This window comes from Paenibacillus lignilyticus, assembly GCF_017942085.1.
GTDB lineage: Bacteria > Bacillota > Bacilli > Paenibacillales > Paenibacillaceae > Paenibacillus_Z > Paenibacillus_Z lignilyticus.
In genome coordinates this window covers 161,212-187,546 of record NZ_JAGKSP010000005.1, presented here as the reverse complement: position 1 = coordinate 187,546, position 26,335 = coordinate 161,212, and the positions used below count along the sequence as shown (strand labels likewise).

General features: G+C 51.1%; 17 protein-coding genes. 2 read left to right on the top strand and 15 right to left on the bottom strand.

The features are described from left to right. Window positions 1-20 precede the first annotated feature (20 nt). The 11 genes from I8J30_RS14815 to I8J30_RS14765 all read right to left on the bottom strand — a co-directional run bounded on the left by I8J30_RS14815 (window position 21) and on the right by I8J30_RS14765 (window position 17,922). Window positions 21-1,175, bottom strand: coding sequence for a Gfo/Idh/MocA family protein (locus I8J30_RS14815; RefSeq protein ID WP_210658900.1), 1,155 nt, complete (start codon window positions 1,173-1,175; stop codon window positions 21-23). Beyond that, on the bottom strand, window positions 1,172-3,292 hold the full coding sequence (locus tag I8J30_RS14810; RefSeq protein WP_210658898.1) for a right-handed parallel beta-helix repeat-containing protein: 2,121 nt from the start codon (window positions 3,290-3,292) through the stop codon (window positions 1,172-1,174). The genes I8J30_RS14815 and I8J30_RS14810 overlap by 4 nt, the downstream gene beginning before the upstream one ends. A gap of 189 nt (window positions 3,293-3,481) precedes the next feature. Then, a complete protein-coding gene (locus I8J30_RS14805) occupies window positions 3,482-4,924 on the bottom strand; it encodes a hypothetical protein (protein ID WP_210658896.1) in 1,443 nt (480 codons plus the stop codon). 212 nt (window positions 4,925-5,136) lie between these two features. Next, the gene (locus I8J30_RS14800) at window positions 5,137-7,152 is read right to left on the bottom strand and encodes a family 20 glycosylhydrolase (RefSeq protein ID WP_210658894.1); all 2,016 of its coding nucleotides are present in this window, start codon (window positions 7,150-7,152) and stop codon (window positions 5,137-5,139) included. A 31-nt stretch (window positions 7,153-7,183) separates the two neighbouring features. After that, the gene (locus tag I8J30_RS34020; RefSeq protein ID WP_210658892.1) at window positions 7,184-10,945 is read right to left on the bottom strand and encodes a beta-galactosidase trimerization domain-containing protein; all 3,762 of its coding nucleotides are present in this window, start codon (window positions 10,943-10,945) and stop codon (window positions 7,184-7,186) included. Window positions 10,946-11,030: 85 nt separating this feature from the next. Then, window positions 11,031-11,873 carry a hypothetical protein gene (locus I8J30_RS14790; protein WP_210658890.1) on the bottom strand — a complete coding sequence of 281 codons (843 nt, stop codon included), beginning with the start codon at window positions 11,871-11,873 and terminating at the stop codon, window positions 11,031-11,033. 2 nt (window positions 11,874-11,875) lie between these two features. After that, window positions 11,876-12,187 carry a hypothetical protein gene (locus tag I8J30_RS14785; protein ID WP_210658888.1) on the bottom strand — a complete coding sequence of 104 codons (312 nt, stop codon included), beginning with the start codon at window positions 12,185-12,187 and terminating at the stop codon, window positions 11,876-11,878. Between the two features lie 18 nt (window positions 12,188-12,205). Continuing rightward, entirely contained in the window at window positions 12,206-13,342 is a 1,137-nt protein-coding gene (locus tag I8J30_RS14780; protein ID WP_210658887.1) for a carbohydrate kinase family protein, read from the bottom strand. Then, window positions 13,339-14,238: a sugar phosphate isomerase family gene (locus I8J30_RS14775; RefSeq protein WP_210658885.1), complete on the bottom strand. Its 900-nt coding sequence runs from the start codon at window positions 14,236-14,238 to the stop codon at window positions 13,339-13,341. The genes I8J30_RS14780 and I8J30_RS14775 overlap by 4 nt, the downstream gene beginning before the upstream one ends. 84 nt (window positions 14,239-14,322) lie before the next feature. Continuing rightward, the gene (locus I8J30_RS14770; protein ID WP_210658883.1) at window positions 14,323-15,975 is read right to left on the bottom strand and encodes an extracellular solute-binding protein; all 1,653 of its coding nucleotides are present in this window, start codon (window positions 15,973-15,975) and stop codon (window positions 14,323-14,325) included. 321 nt (window positions 15,976-16,296) lie between these two features. After that, on the bottom strand, window positions 16,297-17,922 hold the full coding sequence (locus tag I8J30_RS14765; RefSeq protein ID WP_210658881.1) for an extracellular solute-binding protein: 1,626 nt from the start codon (window positions 17,920-17,922) through the stop codon (window positions 16,297-16,299). A 224-nt stretch (window positions 17,923-18,146) separates the two neighbouring features. Here I8J30_RS14765 and I8J30_RS14760 point away from each other — a divergent pair, with 224 nt between their 5' ends. Then, a complete protein-coding gene (locus tag I8J30_RS14760) occupies window positions 18,147-20,399 on the top strand; it encodes a helix-turn-helix domain-containing protein (protein ID WP_210658879.1) in 2,253 nt (750 codons plus the stop codon). A gap of 59 nt (window positions 20,400-20,458) precedes the next feature. Here I8J30_RS14760 and I8J30_RS14755 read toward each other — a convergent pair whose 3' ends face one another. From I8J30_RS14755 to I8J30_RS14740, 4 genes are all read right to left on the bottom strand, one after another. Continuing rightward, on the bottom strand, window positions 20,459-21,445 hold the full coding sequence (locus I8J30_RS14755; protein WP_210658877.1) for a Gfo/Idh/MocA family protein: 987 nt from the start codon (window positions 21,443-21,445) through the stop codon (window positions 20,459-20,461). Further along, the gene (locus tag I8J30_RS14750) at window positions 21,433-22,890 is read right to left on the bottom strand and encodes a hypothetical protein (protein WP_210658875.1); all 1,458 of its coding nucleotides are present in this window, start codon (window positions 22,888-22,890) and stop codon (window positions 21,433-21,435) included. Before I8J30_RS14750 ends, I8J30_RS14755 begins: the two co-directional genes overlap by 13 nt. Before the next feature lie 166 nt (window positions 22,891-23,056). Continuing rightward, entirely contained in the window at window positions 23,057-23,797 is a 741-nt protein-coding gene (locus I8J30_RS14745; RefSeq protein ID WP_210658873.1) for a DeoR/GlpR family DNA-binding transcription regulator, read from the bottom strand. A 16-nt stretch (window positions 23,798-23,813) separates the two neighbouring features. Next, a complete protein-coding gene (locus I8J30_RS14740) occupies window positions 23,814-24,680 on the bottom strand; it encodes a class II fructose-bisphosphate aldolase (RefSeq protein ID WP_210658871.1) in 867 nt (288 codons plus the stop codon). 214 nt (window positions 24,681-24,894) lie between these two features. Between I8J30_RS14740 and I8J30_RS14735 the strand changes: the two genes are divergently transcribed. Beyond that, window positions 24,895-25,938 carry an SIS domain-containing protein gene (locus I8J30_RS14735; protein ID WP_210658869.1) on the top strand — a complete coding sequence of 348 codons (1,044 nt, stop codon included), beginning with the start codon at window positions 24,895-24,897 and terminating at the stop codon, window positions 25,936-25,938. Window positions 25,939-26,335 lie beyond the last annotated feature (397 nt).

Sequence of the window (26,335 nt, the reverse complement as noted above, 5' to 3'; positions counted from 1 at the left end):
GTCATCTTAACCTGCACCCCCTACAGCTGCAGAGCCGGCACGTCGATCCAGCGGCGCTCCGCCCACGATTGCAACCCGAGCTCCGCCATCTGCGTTCCTTTCGCACCTTCAAGCAGATCCCATTGGAATGGTATCTCGTCATCCACGACATGCTTCAAGAAGAGCTCCCATTGCTCCTTGAAGCCATTCTCGAATACTTGATTGTCCGGTACCTCCTGCCACTGCTGCGTGAACCGGAATGGATTCGGAATATCCGGATTCCACACCGGCTTCGGCGTATTCACGCGATGCTGCACTTTACAATCCCGAAGTCCGGCAACGGCGCTGCCTTCGGTGCCATCCACTTGAATGGTAAGCAAATCATCCCGATCTACGCGCACCGCCCACGAAGAATTCGCTTGCACGATGATGCCATTCTCAAGAAGGAATGTTGCATAAGCCGCATCGTCGGCAGTGCACGCATAGCGCTCGCCTCGCTCATCCACGCGCTGCGGGATGTGGGTTGTACCAAGGCACGAAACCGACTTCACTTCCCCGAACAGATTGTCCAGCACATATCGCCAATGCGCGAACATATCGACAATAATACCGCCGCCGTCCTCTTTGCGATAATTCCAGGATGGACGTTGTCCTGCCTGCCAATCTCCCTCGAATACCCAGTAGCCGAATTCCATTCGTACGGACAGAATCCGGCCAAAGTAACCCGAATCGACCAGCCGCTTCAGCTTCAATAAACCCGGCAAGAACAATTTATCCTGCACAACGCCGTTCTTGACACCCGCTTCCCTCGCCAGACGCGCTAGCTCCAGCGATTGTTCCAGGCTGTCCGCCGTCGGTTTCTCGCAATAGATATGTTTGCCCGCGGCAATGGCTTGTTTAATGCTCGCTGCCCGTCGATTTGTCGTTTGCGCATCAAAATAAATCGAATAATTCGAATCCGCCAAGCAAGCGCTCAAGTCCGTGCTCCATTTTTCAACCCCATGTTTCTGTGCCAATGCCTGCAGCTTATGCGCTTGTCGACCGACCAGAATCGGATCCGGCATAATCGTATCTCCATTCGCAAGCTGGACACCGCCTTGATTCCGAATCGCCAGAATGGATCGGATCAAATGCTGGTTCGTGCCCATTCGTCCTGTAACGCCGTTCATAATAATGCCGATGGTATGAGTAGTCATTTGAGCTTACCTCCGTTCGCATATTCGTAAGCGCCAATATCGATTTTGCCTTTCTCAGGTCGTTTCTCGCTATTCTGATGCAGCACGTACTGTTTCTCGATCACATCGCCATATTGCCCCGGCAAGCCCGCTCCGGCATCGATAAGGGCAGAACTTGCGCTGAGCTTGTAATTCTGCCCGCTCAGCGAAACATCGATCAAACCCGGATCCGTTCCCGTTAACGTGCCAATGTTCTTAGCCGGAAGACGAAGCGGCTCATTGAAGTCATAGTAATAGCCTGCTGTGAACCAGTTGTTACGAAGCTCGATTGAACCGTCGTCATCCGTAATGACTAGCGGAGCCGGATTTGCGCCGGCTTTATGGAATACATTGTTGCGTGCATCCACATGTTTGCCCGGTGCATAGAACAGCACCGTCCGTTCGATCCGGCCCGGATCTTTCAAACCAGGCACGCCGTCTTGTCCATAAACACGCTGCTGTCTGTACGTCATCACCGTATTATTGAAGAAGTTCAGCGTTCCATGACGATCCGGAACGGTTACGTTATCGCCGCCGAAGTTAATAATCTCATCGTCGCCCCATGTATCGAACAGATGATCGCGTTCAATCAGCACATTTGCATAAACGAACGAGCTATTATACGTGGGATCGAATACGATGCGAGGCGAATCCTCGGCATCATCAAGCGCAATTTGCCTTCTGCCGCCCTCGATCCAGTTGTACCGCACGACCGTTCCGGCACCGCGGTCCTTCAAACCGTATCCTTGCGAGCCCGGCAGCAAATCGCCATAATGGTTATTTTCGTATACCGTGGCGATTGCGGCGATATAGCTGTTATGTTCGAACATTCTGCCTACATTGCCGTTGCCATAGATGGAATTGCCTTGGATAAGCAGATTTTTCGACGCGTAATCAATGACCGCTCCTTCCCATACATACATCGAGGATGTCCCGAATATGCCGTTTCCGTTGTCATGAATCTTATTGTTGCGGAGCGTAACGTGATCGCCGTTATCGATCCAGATCCCGGAAGCATTGAATCCATAGCTGGCAAGTGCTCCGCTTGCGTTCACATATTTCTTCGTTGCATGGGCGTTATAGACTTCAAAATTCTCGAACGTCACATACTTGGCGGGTTTGCTGTCTTTACCGATACGTACGAGCGAGCGGTTCGCATTAGGAACCGGATTCTGTGCTCTGAACACAGCCCCGTTACCGTCAATCTTCGGAAGCTCGCCGTTTGGACCGGGAACACCGTGAATGATAATCGGCTGCTCCTTCGTCCCTTCCGCGAAGATGCCTAGTTTCTCTTTGTACGGCGTTTCGCGGTAATACACATAGACAACATCGCCCGCTTTGAGCGTTTCCCATGCAAAATCATTGATGTTCTCGTAGGTTTTACCAGGACCGATCTCGACCGTAGCCGGCGGTGCTTCGTTCACTCCGGGCTGTTTCTTCGAAGATCCCGGCTCCCAGTTATCGTATTTCACGCGGCTCAGGTCGAACCGGAACGTCAGCCTTTCCGAGTCGGCCACTCCCGTCAGACCGATCGGCTCCTTATAGATCATCCAAGAGGTGCCTGCGTTTCCGGCGACAGAGAACGCCACACATTTTGATTCGCTGACCCCGCAGTTCTTCGATTCGATCCCGTTGATGGAGTAGGTGTAGTAGAGATCCTCTTCACTCGTAAAGTTCTGGAAGTAGAACGGCTTATCCGCTTGATTCGTGTAGATGGGCGTGCTGCCGAGGTTAATCTTGTCCACGTATACAGCGTCCTTGTCTGCCGGCCATCCGCCCACCGGTTCGCCATCGTCATTAAGAGCTGCCTCGGCAGGTACAAATGCAATACTGCCCAGTCGCCCGTCGGTAACGAGCGTTTTCAATGCGGAGACAGGAATTTTAACGGTTTGAAATCCGTCCTTCTGATCCACCTCGAACGCGAAGCTTGCCGCTGCATCATACGCTCCGCTTTCCGGATCAACGTTAAATAACGCCTTCAGCTTGAACGGTGCTGCCGCTCCGTCCGCTGAACCAACGCTGCCGATCATGAACAGTGAGATCAGCATCGAAGCCATAATCGTAATTATCAAAGCTCGTCTGGGTGATTGATTGACCATCACTACGAACCTCCCCGAAATCGCAATTTGAATTACATTGTCTACTTGAACGTACCGCAGAATGCCCCCATAACCTACAGTAGCCTTTTGCGAACCTTCATCCTTCTTCGACTAGTTTAAAATCTGACCTGAATCTTAAAAAAAGAGAAGAACCATCAGGCTCTCCTCTCCGGATCATAAAGCGTGTTTCTAATACTCAAAAGCCCCGATGTCAAGTGTCCCATTCGCTGCACGAGCCACGGATAATTGATGCTGCACATACTCGTTGCTGACCGGATAAGCGCTTGCGTTTGCATGCAACGATGTGCCGGCATTTATGAGTGCTGATCCCGTTGTGGGACGCAAATTCAGCGTCGAGAAATTCGTGAAGCCCGGCGATGTTCCCGTAATCGTGCCGGTATGCGTAACCGTTCCGCCTGAGCCGCTGGCGATGTTCGTGTACCCGGTATTAATCCAGTTGTTGTATAGGTTAGCGGTTCCCGTCTGGTCGATGATTCGCAGCGAGGAAGTCGAAACGCTCTTATAGTACACATTATTCCGTACATCCGCAGTTTCGCTGCTCGTAGATAACCTCAGCATGGTAGCGTTGGTGGTCCGGTTCGAAATGATCGTATTGTTGTACAAATACAGCGTGCCTTTGCGGTAAAGCGACGTTGTGCCGTTATCTCCGCCATAATGGATAAATTGCGGATTGCGCGTATCATTTGGCTTAATAAGCACGTTGCCGTAGACGAATGTCTTATTGTAATTGACATCGCTCGTTATGGCGGTCGCGTCATCGCCTTCCACCAGATCGATCTGACGATTGCCGCCTTCGATCCAGTTATAGCGTACAACAGTACCGGACGAGCGATCCTTCAGATTGTTCCCGGTGCAGCCGCTGCACAGATCGCCCAATCGGTTGTACTGGAACGTGATGCCGATTGCAGCGGTATAGATGTTATGCTCGTATACGCTGCCGCTGTTGCCATTGCCGTAGATATAGTTCTTCTCGACAAGGATATTGCGCGAAACGCCGGCATCTGAGCTCGCGACGAACAGTCCGTTACCGCCATCCGTGATGATGTTGTTGCGGAACGTGAGGTTCTCGCCGTACTCGACAAAGATCGGCGAGGCTGCTTTTACATAAGCTACAGATGTGCCGGCATTGTTGGTATAGTTGTAGCCTAATTTGGCGCCGCGAATTTCCAAATTCTCGATCGTGATGTATTTCGGCAGATTGCCCGTGGACGGATCGGATGCACTGCCAGCGAATCTGGCACCGCCGATCTTGATGACGGAACGGTTATCGTTCCAGAAATCAAGCGCCGATCGTGTCGTTGCCCCGTTTCCGTCGATTACCGGACGTACGCCGCTGGCATTTGGAACGCCGGTTACCGTGATAGGAGCCGTTGAAGTACCCATTCTGGAGATAACGATCTTCTCTTTGTAAGGCGTCGACCGCCAGTAGATCTTGACCGTATCGCCTGCCACCAGGGATTCCCACGGAACATCCCCGATATTGGTGTAAGTTTTGCCTGGGCCAACCTCGTAGATCGTAGCCGCATAAGCTTTCTTGATCTGGGGCGTAAAGCTGAATACCCCCATTACGAGCGACAACGCAAAAAGCACAACCAACGATTTTCTTCTCATCCTCTTCCTCCTCGTTTCGTTTGTTCACCAGGTCATGACTGCGCCTTGGATGTACCCGCCTGCCCTGTGGTAGCGCATAACAGGATGCCAATCGGTTGCTCTTCTTCACCTCCGCGTGTTTCAGAATGTCCATACTATAGAAAAAAACCGACGGATTGCCTATCGTCGGTTTTCTATGTCTCTCATCGTTTTCATGCTTTCCAACAATGTGACTAATTTGAAGCCAAATTGGCCTCTCCCAGGATACGGATTGGTTCCGGGATTTCAGCTTTCATCGCATCAGAACGATCCGGAACATGAGTTATGGCTCGCACCCATATGTTTCCCGATACCGGATTGTCTACAGTCAGCCTGACGGCAGTAATCGTTTTGTCCGGATATGGATTGGTGATTAGCCATTTATAGAAGGTTTCTTGACCAATCTGCACAGGTAAAGAGGTGAAAGCTGCTTCATACAGTATCGGATCAACGTCATATTGCGCTGCCGTATGGACACTGCCTTTGGTTAGCTTGCGATCCCAGAAGCGATCCTTATTCGAGATGTTGAAGCCGTACGTAATCGGTACGCCAACCCTCGCTCCATCCTCGTACTCAAGCACGTACTCGCCTATCCGAAATTCCTTGTTGTCTAGGTAGATGCCGTCGATGAATTGATGGTATTCCCGAAGATGATCGGTCGTATGCAGAACCTCCACGTACGAAGTTCCGGCACTTGTTCCCGCTTCGCGCAGCGCCTCGCGATACCTGTATCGATACAGCGCATCGAAAGCCAGACTCGCTGTTTCCTCATGCTGCATATCGTCGTACGTATCACTCCAGAACATATAGGCCGCGTAAGCCATGGAGAACAGCACGCCGTTTCGCTGCAGATTCTCTTCCTTCAAGGCGCTCCAGTTGGAAATAATGCCGCCAAGCGGTCCATCGCTTAGCCGCGTGCTCCAATCTGCGAAGGATGGCCCGTCGAAGTTGCCGAATACAACCGGCATCCCCCGCTCGATAAACGGCTGGTCGAAATGCCGCTCGATGCCCCAATACCAATGCATCATGATGATATCGCGCGGAACGAGGTCAATCGCTTTGTATGTGGCAGGAATCGTTTCTCCCATATAGACGCCTGTTTCATAATCGACCATTCGTCTCTCGGAGCCGCCGTAGGTTTTGCCCTCAGCGGTAACGGCGTTCAGCAGCTTCTCGCTCCAAATCATCGTTTGAGCTCCGCGCTCCTGCAGGTAGTTGTAGATGCGCTTGATATCGTCCGCATAGAGCTGCTCTGCCGGTTTTGTTTTGCATTTGTCGCACAATCCGATCGAGTACAGCTCATCATGGCCGATATGAACCGTCCTCGGCTCAAACACGTCCAGCACCTCGTCCAATACATCAAACAACAGCTCATACGAACGTTCGTCAGATGGACAATACGTATCCGGATAGGGATCGTGATGACGCTCGCGAATTTCGGGATGATTGATAAGCAAATAATCGCAATGGCTGAGGCAAGGCACTTCGGGAATGACAGCCAAGTTACGCTCTTTGCAATAATCCACGAGCTCTCGCACTTGCTTCTGTGAGAGGAAGCGGCCTCCCCCGTTCTCGGCATGGATCGAATTCTTGTACCAGGAGAAGGTCTTCTCCTGGATAACGATAGTCTTGCCGCTGTATTCGTACATTTCCTCGCAATAGCGAACCCAGCCTTCGTTGATTTCAGGATGTTTCTTATATTCCATAGCCCCGCCGACTTCGATGACAATGGTATTGTATTTGAAGTGAACCAGCATATCGACGAAAGTTTTGAAATAAGCGATACCGTCCTCCGTCGGAAGATACACTTTCAGCCCTCTTACCGGACAAGCAGGGACGTTGTAAACGATGCCTTCATTCACATAACCATGGCTCCGGTCCGCATACTTGGATAAGGTGACCGCTCCATACATCAATCCGCGTTGTTGCTCTGCGTATACCGTGATTTCATCAGCTGCGATATGAATCACGTACCCTTCTTCAACCTCCGCATATTCGCAATGAAGTCGTTCGCGGATGATCGCCCGAACAGCTGACGTCGCTCCGTATCGGAAGGTAATCCGCTTCAAGTACGTATCCTTCGTCTGGTTGCATGCAACGCTGCTCAGCATTTCCTTGATGAATGGCGTTTCGCAATCGATGACCGTATCTTTCGTTATCCAATTTCCCGCCTGCTCCCAAGCTGCATGCGCCGTCAAATAATCATTCATCGCTAAACCTCCGAGTTCAGAGTAGAATTCCCTATACGATTGTCACTTCAATTTGGGCAGACATTCCGGTCGCTGTATCTTTCGCCGTCACGGTCCAAATTCCTGTGCGCGCATTGCAGGGAACCGTGATCTCATGCACGTAATTGGTGCGCTCCAGACGAATGTTATCGGAATAGAGCCAATCTCTTGTACCGCCAGGTCCGCTAATATGAAAGCTAATTACACTCGCGAATTCAGGCTCCGCATCCTGATCCGTTTCGAGTGCGAAGCTGATTTGTTCTGTCGCTCCTCGTCTCCATTCGCGATTAGCCGTTAAACCTAAATCGGTAACTTGACAAGGCAGCAAGGAAAATAGCTTCGTATCCCCTTCGGCAAGCGCGAATTCCGCATAATCGGTATAGCCTAAGTAACGGCGTTCTCGAATGTCATAGACATGCGCATGGTTGGCAAAATGGAACCGAAGCAGTGAAGCCTCGTCCTCTTGCTTCTTCCCGCCGCCTACCGCCAAACCGTCATGACCCAGCGTTTGCACGTCGCTTAGTTTGCGAAGAACTGCTGCATAAGCCGCATTTCCATTCGAGTAATAGAAGCTTTCGCAGCCTGCATGCACCGCTTTTCCATCGATCTGCGTAAGCTCCGCAGGCTTGCTTGCTTCGGATAACGCGATCACGTTGCCGATTAGCTCTCGCAGTGCAGTGCCTCCTTGTGCTTGACGGCGAAGCTGTGAATATTCAGCCAATGCGAGATTCAAATAGACGGCTTTCCCTTTGCCATACTGGCGTACATTCACAGCTGCGATCTTCCGCATAAAATCATCGCGGAAAGCTGAATGTCCCTCGCTTGAACGGATGCCGAATTCCGCAATCCGAGCATCCTGGAACGACTCATCAGGCGCAAAATAAGGGAAGTCGGCATTCGGTACAAACCCATCGTTATTATAGAACGGCTCCGCTTCCGTCGACAGTCGCTCGATGCCAAACAAATCGTCAAGCTGTCCTTGCGCCAACGGCGTGCAATGCTTATCCATCAATCCCGTTTGAATATCGCCGATGATGACGCCGCCTTGCTGGACGAAGCAGGTAATCGCCTCCGCTTCAGCTGCGCTTAGCGCGATGGAATAAGGCAATACAAGCAGTTTGAATGGACTGCTTAGCAGTTCTCCTGCTTCGATCTGCTGCGAGGCGACAAACGAATATTGATAGCCGCTATCCTCCAGCATATCGATCCAGCCTTGACGGTTGCTTTGGAAACGAGCTTTATCCGCCGCTATCGCAGTACCTCGTACAGATGCCATTGAATAATGAATGGCGATGCCGCAATGATCCCGCTCAGCCACATGCAGCAGCAGTTTGCCAATTCCCTCTTCACGAATTTCTTTGAACGGGACGCTGAGATCCTTTGCACTGGTGCTGAGCGAATAGTCCGGATTCAACAGGCTGAACTCCCAGAAAAGATTGCATAACGTTAAGCCATGATAGACGCCATGCCATACGCCGTGTTTCGCCGTCACGCCATCGACCCCATAACCAAACCAGCCGCCAATAATAGTGCCGGGTTTTGCGAAGGACCGGTGGAACTCGTATTGGTTGCCGACGCCATAGGCTTCGAAATAGCCGACATGCTGATGAAGACGGTAATAATCATAACCGGAGTAGGCTGTGGACGCCTGACAGCCGGACATCCGAATGACGCCGTCTTCGTCTTTCCCCTTCACGATGGCGGCAATGCGCCGGTAAGCTTCAATGAACGTGTTTTCCATGAAACGTCGATGATCGGCCCAAGGTGCATAACTGGCCTTTCTTTTCGCTTCCTCGCGAGTAAGGGGATACGCCTCATGCCAACTGCTATATGCGGTGCCCCATGATGAATTGAGCAAATCGATGTCGCCCTCATATTCTAGTTTGAGCCACTCCCTCATCTCTCCCAGGCAGTAGGAACAGAAACAAAGGTCAAGCTCATCGGTGTAACAGGTCAACGAGCCTTCATCATTGGCGAAATAGGCAATCGGTCCAAAATGTTTGAATTGCGAAACTTTACTTGTAATCTTATGCTGCAGCCCTTCCCAGAACGCCGGATCATTCAGACAAGGCGTACGAACGAGATACTGCTTATCTTTCGTCCGATAATACTGCTCCTTCCGTTCCACATAAGGCCCTCGATGGTACCAATACACGCCGAGTCCTTCTGCCCCTGACATCGTGAGCGTCTTCGCGCTGCCGGGGAACAAACCGGTAATGCCGATCTCATGGTAACGCTCTCCGATGAGTCCGAGAAAATCGCCATGGCCCCGATTTTGCGGCGCTGTGAACACTTCGAAATCCTCGAGCTGTCTATGGACCGGCGTCACTACGATTTTCTCCGATGTCCAGCGCTGTACGAGATGGTCGCCAATCCTCACCTCTGCTTGTACCGTAACATGCATGGATTTCATGGAGGTTGGCCGGTATTCGCTGGTGAATGAATCACTTCCGCCATTAATTGCCGTCACCTTTTGCTGCAAGACATTGCCGTAATCATCGACGATCTGCACGCGCAGCTCGCTTGGTTCTCCTTGCAATTGCAGCGTCAGCCGCAGCGTTTCTCCCACTTTAAGCGACTGATGGCTGAGTGCGGCTTCCACTATAAATGCCCGAAGTGGCTGAGAGAGGCCGAATGTCGCAAAGTCCACCAACGACTCTGCGGCGTACGCATTCAACTCCACGCGGAATTCCCCGCCGCTCGCCAATTGCTCCGGTAACGAAAGCACACCGGCCTCGCAATTCCCCTCAGCAATAAGCTCATCATACGCATTCTTGATCGAATACCGGATATGATCCGGAGTCAGGGATCCCGAAGTACGTATAATCCATTCCTGTGCGTTGCGAGCAGGCGGCTCTATCAAACAGCCGGACTCCCGTTTAGCGGCCCAAATCACGCTTCGATAGACAAGCTCATAGAATGATTCCAGATAGGCAAACGTGCAGCTGCTCTTTGCTCCCGCCCACCTGTCAATTACCGCATCGTAGGTCGATTCCTTGCCGGTAAATTCTTTATGTTGAGGCAGGATATCGCGAGGGTAGTACCCGAACGCGACCACTCTGCCTTTGCCATAGCTCCTTACCGCAGCAATCGGCGAGCCATCCTCGGCTTCGATCAGTACATCCCCTGCTGCTTGATACGGGTAATAGGCCAATTCTTCGCAAGGCAGCAGCTCAAGCGGGATGCCGCTTGTAATAAAGTGGGACTTCGCAGCCGTCCATCGACCTGATTTCAGCAGGTCGAAGCGTACCTTGGGATAGCCTTCTCCGGCATTGTTGTCAACAGCGAAGCCCTCTTCGAACAGGTTTGCCAGCGGCGATAACGTTTCGAGTTCCGCGGATTTCGGCTTGTCTTCTCCGTGGAAAGGGCGCATGAGCACAAGCCCCGCGCCTGCCTCCACTCGGCGAAGGATCGCTTCTCTCGAAGCAGCGGTGAAATTCGACCAGCCGTTCACGGCCGGAATTACAAGCACATCATAGTGCTGCTCCGAGGTCAGCACCTTCTCTAAGTTGTCGAACATGATATGCTGATCATCGACCGATGCTCGAATATCGTAGTAATCGCCGATTCCCCATTTGTTCAGATCCCAAGCTCTGTCGATTGTTACCGTCTCATACGAAACTCCGGTTCGACGAATGAATTCGACGATTTCTCGGCCATGCTTCACGCTTGGCACGAAGAACAGCTTTAACTTCTCGCCTGCATACGCTGTTAATCGGTCTGGGCACTCGCCACCAAAGCTCGTTTCGTAGGTGATGTCGTACGTTTTCTCCACCTTTTATCCGCCTCCTTAGCCTACAATCGCGTAATCTCCTGCCTCATCAGCCTTTCATGGACCCGAGCATAACCCCTTTGGTTACCTAGCTTGGATAGCGAAATAGTTGATCGCAAGGAAAGGCTGTTTCGTACATCCTGCTGAGCGCATCTGCCCGATTGCGAACACCAATCCGATAGACCTCATCGACTTGGCTGATGTAATGCTTGAAGGCAAGGTCCGCGACGCTCTCCGGATGATGGCGATAACCGCGCCGCTCCAGTCGGTGCGCAAGGATAAACGCATCGATTCGCGCTTCCTCCTCCTCCGTTGCAATCCCTCCGTAAGGCTTATCTTCTTGAAAATAAAAAGCTGCCCGCGCCTCGCTGCCAAGCCCGCTAGCTATTCGAACCGCAGCTTCACGCACGATAAAGTGGTCGATATGCTCCTTGAAAGCGATCGGGAATACCAGCGCTGTATCGGGCAGCATCGCCCATTGCGCTATTCGTTCGAGCATCCGATCGTAAATCTGTTGATCTCGCTCATCGAAATCCGGGAACATGCCATGCGGAAACTCCATTTCGCTGCTTGCCAGCGCTTTGCCTCTGGTGAAGCATTCATATTCTGCTAACAGCTCGTAGCCGTAATTGTAGGGATTCAACAGCTCATCGATACAATTCAAATCTTCCAGCAGCCGCTTACCGGTTGCCAGCTTGATGCGCTCCAGACCGGCGTCGAAATTTCCGCTTCCGGTATGCGCCAAATAATTACTGCGTGAGAACACGTTGATGATGCGGAACTGTTTCGTATGTAGGAGGCCTCGTTCTTTCAGCTCCAGCACGTACCCTCCCAGAAAAAATAGAAAGTCATCGTAATGCGGGGAGATGACGATGATGTTCGTCTCGGGAATGACGTCCTCGATCGGGAGAATCTTCATCTTCGTCGACATCGTCAGTCCTCCAGCAATCGGTAGATTTCGGTATAGGCGTCTTGAAAATAGGGCAGCTGACGCTGGGCCAGCTCTTCATGACTCGTATCCTGCTCGAGGAAAATCAGCGCCTGATTAGCTGCTTCGAGAGATTCAAATTCACATTCCCAGATCAGCGTGTTTCCGGCTTCTCTGCCGCTGTAAGGCAAATAACGCTTTCCCTTCGGGAACGCCGGGTTCTCGCGTTCGAGTAAGGCGAATTGACGTTCCAACGTTAAGAATTGTTCTTTGCTGGCAGCTTGGAACCGCTGAACAAGTCTTACTTTTACCTTCATCGTGCTTCACTCTCCCTCCTATAATTGACCTGCACCCAGCATGTACCTGAAGGCCGCCGTCATTGGAAGCTCGTTCTCTAGGGCAAATGCCGCGAGCAGTTTCGCATTCAGCTCAAGATGAATGGAATGCGGCGAAGTGACTGCCAGCGCGGCGATCAATGCGCCGAGCTCCACCGCGCTTTCGAGCGGCGTTTCGCCGAAGTAAGCATCGCTGCTTGCCTTGGCGAACGGCAGGCCGCAGCTCAAACCGCTAATGACGCCGCCCAGCAATGCATCGCCGGCCCCTGCCGAGCTTACGGCCTCCACCTTCAGCGAAGGGGTATACGCGAGATGGCCGTTCTCATAGCTGTAACAACCGGCTGCGCCATCCGTCATAATCATCTTCATCCCGGCATTATGGCCGCTAAGATAGCTCGCACAGGCAGCGGCTAATGGTCTGCCTCCCAACTCCGACTCCGCATCCGCCGACTCTGATGCTAGTCCTGCGATGCGGCAAGCTTCATCACGATTAACCGCAATCAGATCCGTAAGCGCAAATCCGCCAAGTTCCTTGAACTCGGCTGCTTCGGAAGATAATAAGGCTGCGGCGTTGAAGCTCTTCCGGGCTCTGCCTCTTTCGAGGAGTGTGATGCGAGCGGCAAGCGGAACCTCCGGAGCGGCAAGCACAATTTCCGAGCTCCCATCCGCTGGGAACCGGTCGAATGCAAGGCTGATATCTTGCGGGAGCACCTGTTCACTGGCGCTGTTGGAAGTCGTGATGTTTCCTCCTGCCAGATCGGGATATTGAAAACAAACGCTGAATAATGTCTTGGCCTCCGACAAGCAGCTCACATAGTCGACAAACATCCCGGAAGCAGCCATCTGCTCTAGCAGTGCCTTTCCTTCCAGGTCGTTACCCACCTTACCGATCGGATAAAGCTTGAAGCTCTCCTCTTCTTCCATCCTCTGCTCGCACAGCAGAACAGCCGGGTAATGGCAAATAATATGCAGCTTGCAGAAATCTTGATGGGTCGTCAGTTCGCCGAGCCGGCTTTCGTTTCGGCCAAGCGTCTGATTGCCTGCAAGCCGGAACAAGATACCGGATCCGATTCCGCCGGTACCGATTAGGCGGCGATAGCGATAACGCGTATCCGATATGGGTCGCAGCGCGCTCATACCTGCACCCCGTTTATTTCCCATTCCGGATGCTCGGCAATGGGATGTGCTGCCGTTTCGAGTGTTGCTGTAAGGAGCGCATCCGGATGTGATTGAAGCAGGGTCATCGGATACTCGGCGGTTTCGCCTGAGAATAAGGCAACGCGGAGCGCGGTCTGCTTCCAAGCACCGGTATCGCTGTAAATCCTTATCTTCTTAGCGGACAGGCATTCTCTCATGCCAAGGGTAATCGACATCGGCGGCACGAATTGATAGGCACCGCCATAGGTGCGCTGGGCGAGCGCAATGATCGTATCGAGATTATTATCCTGGACGCGGATCTCCGAATTCCGCAGCTGTTCCACCGTAATGGAGCTGTATGGATGTCTGCGTGCTTGATTGTAGGCGAGATGTCCATCTTGCCCCCATCCGCCAAGCGTCAGATCAATAGGCGCTTCGGCGATACGAGACTTGATGGTTTCAATGGCAGAGGGAACCGGGAAATACCGCTGCTTATGGGGGACGGCAAGCTCAGGCCGGACCCCGCCATAGAAATGCGTCTCCATGAAACTTCTAAAGTTATACGGGTCTTTGCGGGAGAGCAGTTTCCCTTCCCAATCCAAGCACTCATCCATATGAAACACGGTCAAATTCGTTAGCTCGATGCTCTCCTCGTTAATGATCTTGACGAATGGCTCATACCATGCCTTTGGTCCGCATGGCACAATCGCTCGGAAGGGACGGCCTTCTGCGTTTGCCAGTCGGATGTCATCGGCAAATTCCCGTGCCATGAGCATCCCCATCTCAGCCGAATCCTCCACCAGTCGTAATGGAATTCGGCGTTTCGGGTGGTCCAGAAGCTCGTTAACCGGCACTTTGCACCATTCATAAAGCTCTTGATTCGAAATCGGATACATCAGCATTCTCCTTCCTTATCTGCTAACAGACAGGAACCCCGGACCTCCATCGCGGGTTCCCGCATTTAGCTGCCGCTTACACGCTTACTCCCAGCCCGGAGTTACATTTTTCTCCCTAATGATTTTGTTCACGTCATCGATGATTTCTTGGCCCCCGTTGTCCAGATACTCTTTGACCGCCGTATCCCAGTTGTCCATCTTCTCATTGCCGACAATCATCCGTGTCACATGGTCAGTGAAGGCTTGATCAAGCTCTGATCCTTTCTCGTCTGCCACTGCCGAAGTGATGTAGTCTACCGGATTCTTGTAGAACTTCACTGCCTTGAGCGTCTCCACCGCATCTTGAACGAACTGCTTCGCCAGCGGATCTGTGAACGAATTTTGCGGCTGTACCGCTTCTTCGTTTGGCGCCCAATAACGGCCAATGAGGTAGCTCTTCGGACGTGCGTCTTGCGCATCCGGAATATCGACCGGGATTCCGTCTTTGATTTCGTACCCTTTGCCTAAACCTCCGTTTTGCCAATCAAAATCAGCATGATCCGCATTTCGCTGCTCCCAAGGAACGAACGTGCTCATATAGTCGAGCATGCCGAGAATCCGGTCTGCTTTCTCCGGTTGATCCTTCAAATTGCCGTTGAGCATAATCATTTGGTAGAAGCCTTTACCGGAAGCGACGTAACCGCTTAGGCCGTCTTCTTGTGCGAACGGAGGAATAATGGCCAGATTTGCTGTAGGCTGCAGCTCTCTGAGAGCCGTGAAACGCTTCTGGTTAAAATCATACGGCTGTTCGAAATACATCCCATACTTGCCGGTGAAGAAATCATTCCGTACATCGCTTTGCTTCGCGACCGCCCAGTCTTTCGACAATGCGCCTTCCTTGTACAGATCTGCCAGGAATTGAATTTCATCCTTGTGCCGGCTCGTAATCGTGCCCGGAATGAGCTGTCCTTTGTCATTCTTGTAATACCATGCGCCGGAATCCCAGCCTACGCTCATTGCTGCGCCGTATAGGAGACCTGTTCCGACAGAAGAAATACCCATGCCAAGCGTATCGTTCCTGCCGTTCTTATCCGGATCCTGTTTCGTAAAGGCGACCAGCGCATGCTTCAGCTCTTCATAGTTTGTAGGCATCTTGAGACCGAGGTTGTCGAGCCAGTCTTTTCGAATGACCGGACGTTTCCCATATTTCTTAGGGAACCACCTCGGAATGGCATACACATTGCCATCGACTGAAACGGAGTCCCAAATATCTTGTGGAATTTGCGATAAGGTCGGGTAATTCTTGATGATGTCATTGAGTGGAAGGAAAGCTCCTTGCTTTGCCCACTTTACAAAGTTGGCGTCAGGTCCTTCTTGACCGATCATATCCGGCAAGTCGCCGCCCGCCATGGTAACCGCCAGTTTATCCGGATATTCCTGCATGTATATAAACCGAGGCTTGAAGTCAATGTCGAACTTCTCATTGATTGCCGTAACCGCCGGACCTACAGGAGCCGGAATCGCGGTATCCCAAAGTCCATCCATGTACGAAACAGCGAACTTCTCCTTCGATTGCGCAGACTCTTCGGCGACGGTGATTGCGGCAGCATTGTCCGTAGTTGCCGTGCTATCGCTCGCAGCATTCGCCGTGCTCTTCTCTCCGTCTTTAATGCCCCCATGGTTTCCTCCGCGACAGACGGCAAGGGTAGTAGTTAAGGTCATCACAACAACCGCAATCAATAACCTTCTAGTTGTCATACATACCCCTCCCTCCCGTTAGCTTGATTGGTTAAACGAGATGTACCCCTCGCACCAAGCGTATAAGATGAACGATGAGATGAAAATCGACTGTTCTTTGACTGCTTCAACGATTTATTCGTTCAGGTGAAAAAAAGTGAAGTAACAATAAAATCGACCAGGTCGATAAAATAATGATGGGCTGTCCAAGCTCGATCCAATTATTCGTAATGGCTGAAAATTCTGTTGCTCGCCACTTTCATGCCCTCTCAGCGACTACGCAAAAAGAGCTGTCTCAAAAGTCGCTCTGCGCGCTTTTGAGACAGCTCTATAGAACCATCGTTACTCCCATCCCGGCGTGATCTGCCGCTCCTTAATGAGTCTGTTCACTTCATCTATTATCGCTTGCCCCCCATTGCTTAAATACTCCTCGACTGCCGAATCCCAACCGGAGAGGGGTTCGTCACCGACAATCATGCGCGTGACATGATCCGTAAACGCTAGTTCAAGCTCCGATTCCAGCTCGTTGCGCAGCGGAGAAGTGATGTAATCGACCGGGTTGCGATAAAACTTATACCCTTTCAAGGTGTCGACCGCGTCTTGTACGAATTGCTTCGCAAGGGGATCCCCGAAGGAATTTTGCGGCTGCACCGCTTCGTCGCTTGGCGGCCAATACCGACCGATCAAGTAATTTTTGGGACGCAGCTCTTGGGCATCTGCTATCTCGACCGGTATGCCGTCTTTCATCACATAGCCCCGATCCACACCGCCATATTGCCAGTCGAAATCCCCATTCCCCGGGTTGCGGTCCTCCCACGGAATCCAACTGCTCATATAATCGAGCATGCCCAGAATGAGGTTCACCTTCTCAGGCTGCTTCTTCAGTTCGGCATTCAGCATAATCATCTGATAGACGCCATTGCTGGAGGAGACATAGCCGCTTTGACCGTCATCTTGCAGAAAAGGCGGAATGACGGCCAGTTTAGCCGAAGGCTGAAGCTCTCGCAGCGCCGTAAAGCGTTGCTCATTGAAATCATAGGGCTGTTCGAAATACATCCCGAACTTTCCGGAGAAGAAATCATTGCGCACATCGCTCATTTTGGAGACCGCCCAATCTTTTGCTATGGCACCTTCCGAATAGAGCTCCGATAGAAATTGGATCTGTTCCTTATTACGATTCGTAATGGTGCCGGGAATGAGCTGCCCTGCATCATTCCGCTCATACCAAGCGGCGGAGTCGTACCCGGCCCCCATTGCGGCTCCATACAAGAGTCCGGTGCCGACGGAGGACAACCCTAATCCCAGGGTGTCATCCTTCCCGTTCTTATCGGGGTCATTCATGGTAAAGGCGATCAATACATCGCGCAGTTCCTTGTAGTTCGTGGGCATCGGCAGACCTAAATTGTCCAGCCAGTCCTTCCGGATCACCGGTTGTTTGCCATATTTCTTCGTAAACCATCTTGGAATCGCATAGATATTCCCGTCGACGGAAACCGATTGCCAGGCGCTTTGCGGTATTTTGGATAACGCGGGGTAGTTCTTAATAAGGTCGTTTAACGGAAGGAACGCACCTTGCTTCGCCCACCTGACGTAACCTGCATCGGGATTCTCTAGGCCAATCATATCGGGTAAATCACCGCCTGCCATCGTGACCGCAAGTTTATCCGGGTATTCCTGCATGTAGTAAAATTGCGGGTTGAATTCAATGCCGAATTTCTCGTTAATCGCTTGAACCGCGGGACTATCCGGTGATGGAATGACAGCATCCCATAAGCCATCCATATAGGAAACCCGAACTGCCTCGCGCGCTTTGGCTTCGGTATTGTTCGAACCCGGCGCATTAACCTCCGCAGCGGTCCGATTGCTTGCAGAATCGGCGAGATTCGTAAATTCATCCTCGCCATTGCATGCAGCTAGGAGCGCGAACATGGAGATGATGAGCACGCCTGTAATCCCGTTCTTCTTCATACGATTGCCCTCCTTCAACCTCGTTCAGCGCGATCATTTTGCTATGTTATTCGACAGAATGACCTTCGATCTCCTCCTATAATCAAGGAATTTTGCCTATTTCAGCTATTGTCGCGTGGATTGCCAATCCTATATAATTACAATTTTCTACCTTGATTTAACAGTTTCCCGATGCTACTATGGGGACATCTCATGTATTCCAATGATGGAAGAGGAGGAACACAATGGGAAAAATCGGGCTCCTCAAGCACGCTGCAGGCTCCCTGTTCATTCAGCTTTTACTTAGCTTTCTAGCCATCCTCATCCCGCTTATCTCATTCTTTTTCTTCTCCTTCACCCTACTCAAGAATCACGCCACAGACGAAGTGATCAAATACAACACCTTAAGCATGAATAAAACCATTGAGAACTACGAGAACCATTTCAATCAAATCCGGAATATCGGCCTGGATCTGCTGCTGGACGAGAAATTGACTACGCTTAATCGACCGACCCTCGACTATTTGAATGGACGATCGCTAATGCGATCCATTAACAGCTACTTGAGCCATAAGGATATCGCCGTGCAAAATATTTTCATCTATTTCAAGAAAAGCAACTTTGTCATTTCAGGTGACCGCGGTGCAAGCGCCAATGAAATGTTTACTCACTATTATCAAAGTGCGGACTATTCGCCGGCGTTCTGGTCGGAGCAATTCAGCAAGCCGGGCAGCTACAGCATTCTGCCTTCCTCCACGTTCCAAGAGAAGACGATCAATCAACTGACGGCCAAGGGCCGCTACATGCCTGTTATAGTTCGGAACAAATTCTTCCCGGATTATCAAGTCATCGTTATGCTTGATTTAAACCAAATGCTCAGAGATTTCCACGATTCTTCGCAAGATCAATTCATCCTGCTGGATTCGTCCGGAAACCGTTTAGCCGCCGACAATGTCGGTGAGCAGGTCGAAGCCACTCTGCCTGCCTGGGATAGCGATTCCAATTATGTAAACCGGAACGAAATTTATTATTTCACCAAAACAGGCGCAGTCACCGGCATTCGTTACGTCAAGATCGTTCCTGACAATCAGATTTCGGCTCAAATCAGCAAAATCAACTCGATTCTGCTCACGCTATTGATCGTGTTCACGATTGTCAGCATTTGTGCCGCTTGGTTCTTCACGAAACGATTCCACAATCCGGTCAAGCGTATCATGGAGTCCATCCAGACGTTAAACGCTCCTTCCGCCGTTCAGAGCAGCATACACGAATTTAAATACATAAACGATCAAGTCCGACACCTCGTTCAGACCAACAACACGATCGATCAAGCCAACAGCCGCAAGAACTCCTTGCTAAGCTACTTTGCTTTTATGAATAAAATCAAGAACATTAAGCTGAAGGATCAAGAGTTATATGACTTCTCCATCCAGGAGCCGTACCGTCTTCTCCTGTTTCGACTGCAGTTTACGCCTTCGTTCTTCCGTGACATTGACGCAGATGAAGGAAAAGCCTCCTTCTTCGTACGCGAATATATCGATTCCCATTTGAAGACTTATGTGCAGACGCAAACGATACAGCTCGAACATGATCTCATTCTGTCGCTCGTTATCGGAGACTCCATTCAGGAAGACATCCCGTCGTTTCTCGGCAGCTTGAAGACGGTCTTCGACCTTGACCAGCGATATTGGTCCATTACGATCGGCGTCGGCAGCTTATATCGGCATTCTGCTGATTTAACGCGTGCGTACGAGCAAGTACAAGCTCTACTCGACTACCGTAAGCTTGACAATGTAACCCAGATTATTTCGGCGGCCGAGCCGCAGCCGGATTGGCATGCTGCGATGACCGGCGGACAAGAGCAAGAGCTGTATACGAATTTGTCAGCAGGCAATGAAGAATTCGTGCTGCGCATCGTCTCCAAGGTGCTCGGGCAGTTGGAGAAGAAAGCCGCAACGGCAATCCAGTATTTTGATTTTGCAGAGAATATCGCCCAGCTGGTGACCAAAACATTCGCTTCTCTCCATCTCGATTCGCAGGCACTTCAGAGCTATCTGGCGTTGTCCGGTAAACCACGCAGCTGCTCTAATCAAGAAGAGCTGCAGCACTATTTGATCAAGCTGCTCACCTTTGCGATGGCTCGTGTAAATGAGAAGAAAGCTTCACGCGACAATATCATAGAGTTCGTGATGAAATATATGGAGCAGCATTACCGGGACGATATTACGCTTGATATTTTGTCCGACAAGCTCAATATCTCCGCCAGTTATCTATCGACATATTTTAAATCCAAGACGGGCATGAACTTTATCGATTACATTAACAATTACCGGATTGATCTGGCCAAATCGCTTCTTAAAGGCGCCGATCTGCGCATTCAAGATGTAGCCTCCCAAGTCGGCTATCAGAACATAAATTCCTTCAACCGGATGTTTAAGAAAATTAGCGGCGTGACGCCAAGCGAATTCCGCAAACAGCAATATCTCATTGAAGGCTAAACGAAAGCAAAGCCGCTTCTGCTCACGGTGTTCGTGATGGAAGCGGCTTTCTTTGCGGTTTATCCGAGATAGGTTTCTGCGCGATTACGTATGGCTGCCATGACCGCAACCGATTGGATCGAGGAGCTCAGGTCATGCATTAAATGCCCGCCTGATTTCAATGCATCCAAGAAACTGGCATTTTCGTCATAGAAGCCAAATGCCGTCGTCCACTCCTGCTCCTCGGGAATGATTGCGACCTTCCCCTTCTCCGAACAGATGAGACCCGCAAAACTGTTCGGACTCTCCAGCAACGGCAAATGAAGCTCATAGGAGAAACCCTCGCCCCTTACGGTGACCGTCTCACGGGCTGATCCGGAATGCGGGTAACAGTTCAGCTTCACTCGCACGCCATTGCGGAAGAATCCATCAGCCATGATATTGATAAGTCCGGGTGCAATTCCTGACAAATCATCATACCGGAACCTCAGCTCTGCATATTCGGAGCCGGCAATATACTTAGCAGCATCAATCGCATGGATCGCAGTGGTGGAGAAATCAGCATCCTTGCGATTAATTCGGATCATGTCATAGGTGATGCTGTAGATTTGGTTATCTTGCGCTTGTCCCCGGAGTTTATCGATAAGGAGGTTTGTCATAGGGACAAATCTGCGATTAAATGCAACGCGGTGCCGGATGCTTCTGTTCTCCGCTTGTTCTTGGAGCGCTATGACGTCAGCGGTATGAATACCCGGCGGTTTCTCCAAGAATACGGCAACACCGGTATCCATGACCTGCAGCGAGATCGGTACGGTTAGCTGCTCCGGTACGATGACCCATACGGCATCCAGTTGTTCGGACTCCAGCATCTGAGTGAAGCTGCCGTAGGCTCGTTCAAATCCGAAATCCGCGCGATACGCTTCTGCTGCCTCTTCGTCCACATCGCAACATGCGGCAAGACAAACGCCTCCAATCGTTTCCTTGTATTGCTTCAAGCAAGGTCCATGTGTTGCCCTTGAATGCCAGCCGCAGCCGATGACTCCGATCGTTACCATCAGACGCCGCACCGCCAATCGGCATCCTCATGGGCTTTCAGTTGTATGGATAACGAACCGTCTTCGTTCACCTTCTGGGCACAAGCCCAGCTCACTTGTTTCGATTGACCCGGCTTTACTTCCAGTTCGATTGAGAGCCTGATCTCTTGATCGCGCCAGGAAGGAGGCAGAATGATCGAGGCCAGACTTACTTTGCCAGGCAGCGGGCATCCCTTATCCAGTTTGCCGCGTACCTTCTCTTTGCCTTCTGAACTCGCGGCTTCCAGCCATAACGTGCCCGGGACGCCGGATACTCCGTCGTTGGCCAGTGCAATGACCAGCTCATCCGTCCCTTGTCGTTTGCGCTGCCACACCCATGATGGGCGAATGCGATAGCCCAATCGGCGCTGAAGCGTTTCGATTCCGTCCGGATATCGTTCATGATAGCTCGCTATTGCTTCTGCTTCTGTCCACAACCCCCAGTAATTCCCGCCAATATCGAGCGCATGCAGCATGGAGCTTGCGATCACATCGACATTGCCGCTATCGAATTTGAGCTTCTCTTGCTTGAAATGACGGTAATAACCATCCTCAATAACAGCTGCGGTCCAAGCTGCCCGACCCGCGATCACTTCGATTTGCTCCGGCTCTTCGATGATGATGCTGTCGGTCCGTACCCAACAGTCTTCATTCATCGCATACTCTCTCACCGTGCGATTGCCGGTATGGCTTATATCCGGCTGCGTATTTACAGCCAGCGGCGTATGCTTCCATCGTTCAATTTGCTGCCTCGACATCGACATGAACGTATGCTCTGCCATTGTATAGTCAGGGAATGGGTTCTTCAGATCATTCGTATGTCCTTCTCCCCAGAAGCCATACATCATCAAGTCCACAAATTCAATGATTGGATTGCCGTCAAAACGTTCTGCAAGCAGCTCGTTTAACTCCGAGAATGCCGCTTGGAACGCAGGATGATCATAACGAGGCTCGAAATAATCGAAATCTTGGTCATTGAATCGACCGATATTAACCAGTGGAACCTGATCGCGCAAGAAATCCGGCATGGCAAGCCTTGCTGGCTGTATATTGGGGCTCGACAGCTGAATGCGGAAGGCAACACGCAGGCCATGGCGTTCAGCCGCATCAAACGTCGCTTCCCAGATCGGATGAAGGTCAAGTTGACCCGGACGAGATTGCACATCTCTCCAATCGCAGCGTATATAAAGCACATCGACATATGGAAGCTTTGCCAGCTTCTCCACATGTTCTTCGATTGTCTCCTGTCCTAGCCTCGCCTTGAGGGATGGCCCATTCTCCTCCCAGGCGTAAGCGATCAATCCTTGGCCCGGATTACGGACAGGCTTGCTTGATGGGGTCGTTGTATAGATCGTGTACCACCCGTCATCTTGTTCAATTTGAAATGGCCCTTGGTACAAACGGCCCAAGTTCACCGCTTTTTTTGCCCCTTTTTCCACGACAGCTCAACTCCCGCGATTGGATGTAAAACTTACTTCTTATTCCCAAAATATAAGAAGACGCGCGGAAAAGATATGTACGATATTTTCGCACCTTCATCATTTTATAGATTTTCGCAATTCCTGCAGCAAAACAAAAAAAGCGACAAGCATCGCTTGCGCCTTTTCAATAGGAATCCCCTGATTCATCATCCAGATCCGTGATAACGCCGGTCACTTTATCGTACGGAATAATCGTAAATAACGCTGTCTTCTGCAGCTTAGCTTGATCATATACGGCGTACACTTTGCTTGAACGCCCGATAAAGAGCTGTGCGATTCGGGCTTCCAGTTCATTGTGCGTTGTAAATCCATGTTCCTGCGAAACGCCGTCAACGCCGAGGAACATCTTCGTAATGTTCAGCTTCTCGATGACACTCTCTGCCAGCGGACCGATCAGCTCATAGCTCTTATGCCGCATGACTCCGCCGGAGACTACGACCTGCACGCCTTCGGCATCAAACAATTCATTCGCGATGTTGACCGCATTGGTGACCACGGTTATGTTTTGGTGGTTTTTGAGCGCTCTGGCAATCAAGAACGTCGTTGTCCCCCCCGTCAGGCAAATGATGTCGCCTTCTTCCACTAACGAAGCAGCCGCGGCGGCAATTCGTTCTTTCCCTTCTCTGCTGACATCGCGTTTCTCGGCAAAAGCCAGCTCGGCATTTCTGCCTCTGCCTTCATCATAGATCGCTCCGCCGATGGTACGAATGATTTTATTCGATTTCTCGAGCATTTCCAGATCCCGACGAACGGTTGCGATCGAGCTGTCCGTTGCTTCCATCAAATCCCCAATCGAAGCTTTGCCTGTTTCCTTTATTCGCTCAAGCAGTTTCGTTCTGCGAAGCTCGCCTTTCGATTGCATCATGCTCTTTCCTCCATCATTAGCGCATATCTATAGCCTTACCTACACAGCCGCATAATTGCATTTTGTCCATGGCAAGCTGCTTTACGGCTTGTTTGGCCGGCACCATGTAGGTGCGTGGATCATTTTCGCTTGGTTTGTTTGCAAATACGGCTTTTATCTCATCCGAGAATGCGATGCGAAGCTCGGTCGCGATATTCATCTTCGCCATCCCAAGGGAAACTGCCAGCTTCACTTGTTCTGCCGGAATGCCTGAACCGCCGTGCAGCACAAGCGGTGCAGCAACACGTTCAGCGATGGATGCAATGCGTGCAAAATCAATATTAGGCGTACCCTTATATATGCCATGAGCTGTACCGATCGCGGGAGCAAGCGTATGGACACCTGTTAGATCCATGAATTTCACGCATTCATCCGGATCGGCGAGCAAAGCATCAAGCTCATCCACGATGATATCGTCCTCTACGCCTCCAACCTTGCCCAGCTCCGCTTCCACATTGACGCCGGCCGCTTCAGCGACTTCCATCACTTTCGCGGTTTGCCGCACATTTTCCTCAAAGGGATGCATGGAAGCATCAATCATAACTGAGGTATAACCTGCCCGTATACATCTGACTATGAGATTAAAATCCGTGCAATGGTCGAGATGCAGCGCGATCGGCAACCCTGTTTGATTGGCGGCAACCGTAGCCGCGGCAACGATGTATTCCGGTCCTAAATGGTTTACGGTGCCTACCGTGGATTGAAGGATGAGCGGCGATTGCGTCTCAATCGCTGCTTCCGTAACCCCTTGGAGCATCTCGAGTGTGTGTACATTGAATGCGGCGACGGCGTATTTACCTGATCTGGCCTGCTGAAGCATGCGAGTGGATGAAAGAAGTGGCATAAGGAAGGAGCCTCCTGTCGTTTCTGAATGACTGCCGTACATTGCAAAAACCGGCATTGGAAGTTTATGACTCTATAAGGTAATCATATCGGGTTAATTTGATCATTACAATCATTTTTTGATCGATAAAATCAAAAATTGATTGATGGCATCAACGAAACGATCTATTATAGAGGCATACACATCGACAACACCTAATATGAGGAGGATTCCGATGAGCTTGACCTATGGGGAGATCAAATCGCAATATTCGGCCTTGCAGCAAACCTATGACTATATGCTTAAGAATCGCACCGCTATTACCGATTTCTTTCATTCGCAAGGCAAACGCTCAGTCACCTTTATCGGTTGTGGTTCGAGCTATACCCTTAGTGAATCCGCAGCATTTTCCGTTCGCTTACGTACCGGGATTCCCGCTTCTGCGCTTGCAGGCGGGGATTTATTGCTGAATGCTGAAGCCTATTCATCACTGCTTAGCGACACACTTCTAATTGCTCCTTCTCGCTCAGGCTCAACGAGCGAAATCGTCGAGTCGGTTCGGCTGCTGAAGTTAAGTGGGGAAGCACCGGTAATGGCCATCTCATGCGTGGTCGACTCCGCCCTATCCGAATTCGCAGATTTCGCACTATCGCTGCCTTGGGCGTTTGATCACAGCGTGTGCCAGACGAGAACCGTAACCAATTTGTATACGGCTAACCTCATGATCGCCGCATTTCTTGGCCATGACGAATCCGTTCTCGCCGACATCGCTGTTGCGATTGCCCAAGGAGAAGCTTATATGGAGCGCTTCGAATCGGCGATTCGTGAAGCAAGCGATTATGGCTGGACGAACGCTGTCCTTCTCGCCGATGGAGAGCTGAACGGCCTTGCAGCCGAAGGCGCTATCGCGCTGACGGAAATCGCGAAGGTGCAGGCCCATGCGTTTCATGTGCTGGATGTCCGTCATGGCCCCATGGTGACCGTTGGACCGGAAACGCTCGTGATTGCACATCTCACTGGTGCCGGCAGCGAGCATCAACGGAAGCTGATGCAAGACATTCGTGCACGCGGCGCTAAGATCATCGCATTCGGCGATGCTGCGGCTAAGATATCAGAGCATCATGTCGACCTCGCCATTATGACGGAATCGCAGCTCAATAGGCCGGTTCAAGGTATCCCGTTTTTATTCATCCCTCAGATCGTAGCTCTATGCAGCGCAGAGCGGCAAGGCATCGACCCCGATAAACCGGATGGCTTAACGGCTTGGGTAAAGCTATAGGGATGGAAGCGCAGATTCCCATTGGACTCTCCGGGAAGCTACTCGCGTAGCTACGCGCTCCCACTAACTTGCTGGTTGCTCCATCTCCCTGCACACACTATCATGCTGCTCTCTTCTCGCTGGTTGCTCCATCTCCCTGCACACACTATCATGCTGCTCTCTTCTTGCTGGTTGCTCCATCTCCCTGCACACACTATCATGCTGCTCTCTTCTTGCTGTTTGCTCTATCATGCTGTTCACTCCATCATGTTGCTCTCTCATTTCTAGCTGTCTGCTTTATCACGCTGCCATCTCTTTTCTAACTGAGCTCTCTTTTTCGATAGTTGCTATTTCTCGCTGCACACTCTTTCTTGATGTCCGCTCAATTTTGCTGCTCTCTCATTCCCTCTAATTGCTC